Below are 5,858 nucleotides of genomic sequence, written 5' to 3'. Positions count from 1 at the left end.
GGGGGGGGGGGGGGGGGGTGTTTGGGGGGGTTTTCCTCTTGGGTCTTCGGTTGGGGGGGGGGGGGGGCGCGGGGGGGGGCGGGGGGGGCCCCCCCGGGGCGAGGTCAGGTGGTGATGCGGGCACCGAGGGTGAGAGGCTGGTAGGTGTCGCCGAATTCGTTTTTCACGACCTCGGTGACGATCTCGCGGTCCTCTTCCGGCGCGGTGCCGACCAGGTTCGCGGCAGCGGTTTCGACATCCACAGCGGCGGCAATCCTCTTGAACGCCAGCAGTTCTCGCAGCTGCGGAGCCCATCCGATCTCGCATTTCGCGACCCGTTCGGCCAGTGCCCGCGCCGCACGCACCGCGCGGGCGTCCACACCCAGCCCGGCAGCGAGGTCGTAGTCGGAGGTGACCTCCACCTGGAACGCGAACCGCGAGGCCAGCGCGTCGGACAGGATCGCGCCGTGCACGCCGGGGTTGTGCCCGGCCACCACGAAGAACCCGGGCGCGGCAGTGACGACCTCACCGCCGTTGGCTTTGATGATCACCTCGCGGCGTCCGTCCATCGCCGGATACACCACCGCGAGCACACTCGGCGGAATCAAGGTCGCGTCATCGATGAACAACACCGCCCCCGCCCGCATGGCGCGCACCAGTGGCCCGTGCACGAATTCGAAACGGCCGTCCGGGGTTTGGGTGTACTCCCCCACGAAATCACCGACCGTGGTGTCCGAGTCCCCCTGCACGGTGAACAAATCCCCGTAGGCGGCCTCGATCAGCGAGGTCTTCCCCGTCCCCGGTGGCCCGTACAACAACACGGGAACCTCAGCGGCGCGCATGGTGCGCAGCACATCCACATCCGCGCGGCCCGCCAGCTGGCGCAGGTGGTAGTCCTGCCCGTTCGGCCGCGCCACCGTTTTCCCCGCCACGGGCGCAGGCGGAGGCGCGGCGGGCGTGCTGGCTTTGGCCTTGCGCTTGCCGGTCGGGGCGGCCGGTGCCGGTGCGGCGGGTACGGGGGCGGCCGGTGCCGGGGTGGGTGCCCCGGCGGCAGCGGCAGCGGTGGCCGCGTTCGCGCGGTAGCGCAACGGTTTCGGGTTGGTCTGTTCGGCCTGCCCGGCGTCGGTCAGTTTTCTCAGCGCGTTGCCGATCGCGCCGGACGACCGGCCGGTCAGCTTCGCGATATCGCGCGGGCCGTAGTCGGTGCCGGGGTTGTCCGCCAGCACCCGCGCCACCATGCGGCGCAATTCACCGTTGCCCAACCGGGCACCGCTACCGGTGCCCGGGGCCGTGGTCGTCGTGGGGGTAGTCATCGCGCGGCCCCCGCTCACAGGTCCGCGAACGGGCCGACGGTCTGCCACGTGACCGTTTTGGCCGCACGGTCCCAGCCCGCGCGCGCCACGATCGAATCGGCGTCCACACCCCACCGATCGGACTCGAACTCGTCACGGTCGGCACGGACCACATGCACGCGGTAGTCCCACCCGTCGCCGCCGGTGTTCACCACGTCGCGGATGCTGTCATCGGCCCACGTGCGGGCGGCATCAAAATCGGTGAAATCGGCGTAACCGAGTTCGCGTACGCCATCATCATCGTCACGTGTGAGCAGCGCAACGAAAATCTCGTCATCGTTCAACCGGAATACGGTCATGGCATTTACCTCCCCATTTCTGGCGCGCTGAATCACGGCGGATCATCGCATACGCCGGGCGCGAAACACATTCGGATTTCCTGAATTCCCCGGATTTCCGGGGGCACAACGAAGCTAACTCCGCCCGGCGCGCCATGCAACCCCGAAAAGCACAAAAACGGGAAAGTTTTTCGGCCTCGCCCGGAAATGGCGACGCAATTCCGGAAAGAAATGCGCACACACGGGCGGCAAGCAGTGCACACAAAGGGCGAAAAGAATAATGAAAAAGAAATAAATAGAATGAATATAGCGAAGCAGGAGGGAGCGGAACCGGGGACATGACACGAAACAACGGGCACCGGACACAGCACACCGACCGGCCGGGCCGCCCGATCATGTACCTACCTTTTTGTGGGTATATGATCCTGGGCCGCCGAGGCCCCCGAAAATCCGCATCTACCAGGAAGTATGCCGCCTGTGGGTGGGGCTGTTTGAGCGCCCCACGGAGGACGTCACGGAGTTCCCTAGGGAACACCCCACGGATCGACCACGCGCGATCGCCGAAAACGTGAATACATCGGAGCGGCTGTCTAATAGGCCGGAGTCGCGATTCAGCACGGAGGGTCAGCAGTGTTCCGGCTATAATTTCCGGCGCCTGCGCCGAGCCGATGTCCATCGCGACGCGCATTGATTTCAAACGCTTTCAGTATAACGCTGGATTGCGGGTGGATGATGGTGCAATCCGAACGGGACCGACGTTGGCCCGCTCGAGTCTTGCAGGAGGCGCAGTCTCCTCTTTCCACCTTCTCGGGTTGTTGGATGCGTCGCTTCCCGGCGGAGTGCGTGGGTGCGGCTGGTGTGAGGCTGCACGGACAGGGTATTTCTCGTGTGAGGTTGTGAAGTGGTTTTATCTCGTGGTGTGACGTAGGCGGTCGTAGAGTTGTCGTGTTTCACGGCTGGGGGCGGCGTGGATTTCGGCGAGTTTTCTGGTGAGGAGTGTGTAGGTGCGGGCGAGAGCGTCGTATTCGCCGAGTTCGGCGTGCAGGCGCAGGATGTCTTGCCAGAGCGCTTCGTTCGAGGGGTCGGTTTCGGTGGCGGTTTCGAGCATTTCCAGGGTGGTGCGGGGGTCGGTGGTCACGGTGTGTGCGGCCAGCCAGCCCAGGGCATTGAGTGCGTCACGGCGGGCGGCTTCGCGGATCGGCTCGATCCACGGGTGCGTCAGATGCTGGGCCAGCGGCGCGGTCGCGAGGTCGACGATCCGCTGGCAGGCGCGGGCGCGGTCGGTGTCGCTGGCAGCGCGGCGGCGCGCGGCCACGGCCTCGGTGAAGTCCCAATAGTCCACGCGCACGTACGCGGGGTCCAGGCGGTAGCGGTCCCGGTCCCGGCTGGGCCGCAGGGCGGCGTGGCGGTCGGTTCCGGTGGCCGCGGCAAGGGCCACGCGAAGGCGGCTCAGCGCGTTGGTCAGCGCGTTGCCCGGTTTGGCGGGCAGGTGCCCGCCCCACAGGGCCTCCAGCAGCTCGGCGCGGCTCACCCCGCCGGCATGCAACGCGAGCACCGCCAGCAACTCGAGGCTTTGTGGTTGCAGACGATCGGTGATCTCGGTCTTTCCCGCCTCGGGCGGTCCGGAAGCCGCCCACAGGCGCGTCGGCCCGAACAGCTGCACCACCAAGCCGGGTCCGTCACCCGAGGCGGGAGGCGCGAGCGTGGGACCCGGGGACGTGGTCGACGCGTGGCGCACAGTCGCCGCGGTGGTCTCGGTGGCGGCGGTGCCAGCGAGGGCGGCTGTGACGGATTCGCCGTCCGTGCCGGAGTCGCCGGTGTGCCTGCTGCGCTGGCCGGTACCGGTTTGCGGGGGGCGGGCCGGTGGTCTCCGCGCGGGTTCGGTGGTCGGTGTGGCGGAGGTGCGGCCGGGTTCCGGGGGCGGACCGGCGGCGGCGGGCAATTCGAGGCGGTAGACCGTGGGCCGTTCGGGTGGGCGGCGACCCGGGAGCCGGACACGCCGCCGCGCGGGTGGGCGGGCGGGCGCGGTGCCTGCCTGCGGGTGAATCGGCGGTGGTGCGGGTGGGTGGAGCTGGGAGTCGACGGTGGCGGCGACCGCGTGGGCGGCGTGCAGCAGCTGGTTGCGCCGCAGCAACAGCCGGGGCCGGTGCAGCAGGGCGGACGCGGCATGCCGGTCACAGGGCAGGCCCGCGAACACGGGCACCTGCAGGGCGTGGGCGTACCCGCTGCCGGGTGCCGCGCCGATCAGCAGGACTCCCCGGTGGCGGCTGTGCCCGGCCAGCTCACGGATCCAACGACCGGCCGGGCCTGGGTCGGTGCGGTCGGCGTCGACGACGACCAGGCAGGCGTCGGCGGCGGCCAGGACCGGTGCCAGCGCCGACCCGGGTACACCGCAGTCGGCGACCACCGTGGCGCCCAGCTCGCGCCAGGGTGTCAGATCGCTCAGACGCCGATCGTGGCCGGGGCCGGTCAGCACCGTCGTCACCCACCCTGCAGGGCAGATCCCGGAATCTGGTGGCGCGGCCAGGAATCCGACACCGCTCGGGAGGTATTGCAGGTGCTCGGCGATCGGTATCCGCCGTGCACCGGCCCGTGCGGCGCGTGCGATGCTCGCCAGCCCGCGAGACGGGTCGGCCCCGGTCAGGTCCGCGAGGTGCCCGCCGGCTGGATCGGCCTCGACCACCACGGCCGGGCCGGGCCAGGCGTGGGCGAGCGCGACCGCGGTGGTGGTGACACCGGTGCCCGGCCCGAGCCCGGCGACCGCGATCAGCAGCGGACGCCCGGACCTGGAGCGCGGTGCGGCGGGGGCCATCACAACGGGGTCAGGGTCGGGCCCACCACGGCTCCTGGTGCCCGGCACGCGGGGTGTGGGTAGCAGCGCCGGACGTCGAGTGTTCGAGGTGGCGGCGCAGGGCGTGGTCGAGGGTGGCGGTGATGGTGTCGGTAGCTTGTTCGAGGTGGGTGTGGGGCAGGAAATGCCCGGCACCGGTCACGATGTCGAAATCGGCCCACAGCGCGTTCGCCAGCCCGGCCGCGCGCTGGGGCGGCGCGAGCGGGTCGCGCTCCCCCGCCAGCACCACGACCGGGATGTCCCGCAGCGGCTCGGCGGCCCCGTCCGGCAGACCCAGCCCGGGATGGGCGGCGAGGACGTCGACGACGGTCCTCGGATCGGCGCCGGACCTCGCGACCAGCAGCGGGCCGCTGCGCTGGATGCGGTAGCCGAGCACGGCCTCCCCCGCCGCGGTGACCGCGTCCAAGGCGCGGTACCGCCGCCAGCGGGCCAGCCGAGGCGGCCAGGTACGCAAATACCGTGGGAACGACGGTGGTTCGGCGGCGGCGTTGAGGAACACCAGCCCGGCCAGGGAAGCAGCACGGTCGCGGTGGTCGGCGGCGTAGGCGCACACCAGCTGCGCGGCGGTCGAGTGCGCCACCAGCACCACCGACCCTGACGCCTGCGCGAGCACCAGATCCAGGTCCTCGGCCAGACGCGCCAGGGTCGTGGGCTCCCGCCCGCCCGGGGCGCCGGAGTCGCCGTGCCCGCGCTGGTCGTAGCTGATCTGCGCGACCGCGCCCGACAAGTGCTCGTGCAGCCGCCGGATCACCGGAGACCAGAACCGCCGCTCGGCCAGCAGCGGATGCACATACACCAGCGTCGCTGCCGCACCGGGTCGTCCGACACATGTCAGCGCCAAGCGCACCCCGTCGTCGGCGTCGAGAGCCACGGCGTGGAAATCAGGAGGAGTCATCGGTCGCAGTCCTTCGCAGGGTCAGGGGCACGGCCGCCGCATCGCTGGCCGGTCTCGGCGACGCCCGGCCCAGATAACCTGGGAGGGAGTCGATTTCGCTGGTTCGGGGTGGGCATGGGGTCAGCCTTGCGCTTGGAAGTGGCTGATCAGCAGGCTGCCGCCGGGCGCTGGGGCGGGGATGGTGTTGATCACTTGCAGGTAGTCCACGCGTTTGCCGTCGGGGTGGGTTTCGGCGATGTGCACGGTCGCGGTGTTGAGGGTGACCGGGGTGATCGCGACGCAGTAGGTGGTGCCCACGGGGACGGTCGCGATCCCATCCGCGAGCGCTTGCTGGGTGATACCGGCTTCCGGGGCGATGACCTTCATGGCGGCCTCGGCCGAGCGCTGGGTGTAGTAAGCGTCCTCGAACGTCGCGATCACCCCGGGCACCGTGGCAGGGTCCCCGGGGTCGTGGGGGGGCCCAGTGGCCCCCCCCCCCCCCCCCCCCCCCCCCCCCGCCCCCC

At 70.4% G+C, this 5,858-nt stretch carries 5 protein-coding genes; all 5 read right to left on the bottom strand.

The annotated features are described in order from the left end of the window. Positions 1-104: 104 nt before the first annotated feature. On the bottom strand, positions 105-1,292 hold the full coding sequence (locus tag QH470_RS01835) for an AAA family ATPase (protein WP_280270472.1): 1,188 nt from the start codon (positions 1,290-1,292) through the stop codon (positions 105-107). Positions 1,293-1,306: 14 nt separating this feature from the next. Further along, positions 1,307-1,630, bottom strand: coding sequence for a hypothetical protein (locus tag QH470_RS01830; protein WP_280270471.1), 324 nt, complete (start codon positions 1,628-1,630; stop codon positions 1,307-1,309). An 886-nt stretch (positions 1,631-2,516) separates the two neighbouring features. After that, positions 2,517-4,421, bottom strand: a complete 1,905-nt coding sequence (locus QH470_RS01825) for an AfsR/SARP family transcriptional regulator (protein WP_280270470.1) — start codon at positions 4,419-4,421, stop codon at positions 2,517-2,519. Between the two features lie 10 nt (positions 4,422-4,431). Beyond that, the gene (locus QH470_RS01820) at positions 4,432-5,355 is read right to left on the bottom strand and encodes an alpha/beta fold hydrolase (protein ID WP_280270469.1); all 924 of its coding nucleotides are present in this window, start codon (positions 5,353-5,355) and stop codon (positions 4,432-4,434) included. 120 nt (positions 5,356-5,475) lie between these two features. After that, a partial coding sequence (locus tag QH470_RS01815) for a DUF8176 domain-containing protein (protein WP_483243931.1) occupies positions 5,476-5,858 on the bottom strand: 383 nt, incomplete at its 5' end.

Origin of the sequence: Nocardia wallacei (assembly GCF_029868745.1) — a bacterium.
GTDB classification, from domain to species: domain Bacteria; phylum Actinomycetota; class Actinomycetes; order Mycobacteriales; family Mycobacteriaceae; genus Nocardia; species Nocardia wallacei_B.
The sequence above is the reverse complement of the archived record's forward strand: the minus strand, read 5'-3'. Positions and strand labels throughout refer to the sequence as shown.

Coding starts and splice junctions, on each gene's coding strand:
- QH470_RS01835 (WP_280270472.1), bottom strand. CDS start 1,292: ATGACTACCCCCACGACGACCACGGCCCCGGGCACCGGTAGCGGTGCC.
- QH470_RS01830 (WP_280270471.1), bottom strand. CDS start 1,630: ATGACCGTATTCCGGTTGAACGATGACGAGATTTTCGTTGCGCTGCTC.
- QH470_RS01825 (WP_280270470.1), bottom strand. CDS start 4,421: ATGGCCCCCGCCGCACCGCGCTCCAGGTCCGGGCGTCCGCTGCTGATC.
- QH470_RS01820 (WP_280270469.1), bottom strand. CDS start 5,355: ATGACTCCTCCTGATTTCCACGCCGTGGCTCTCGACGCCGACGACGGG.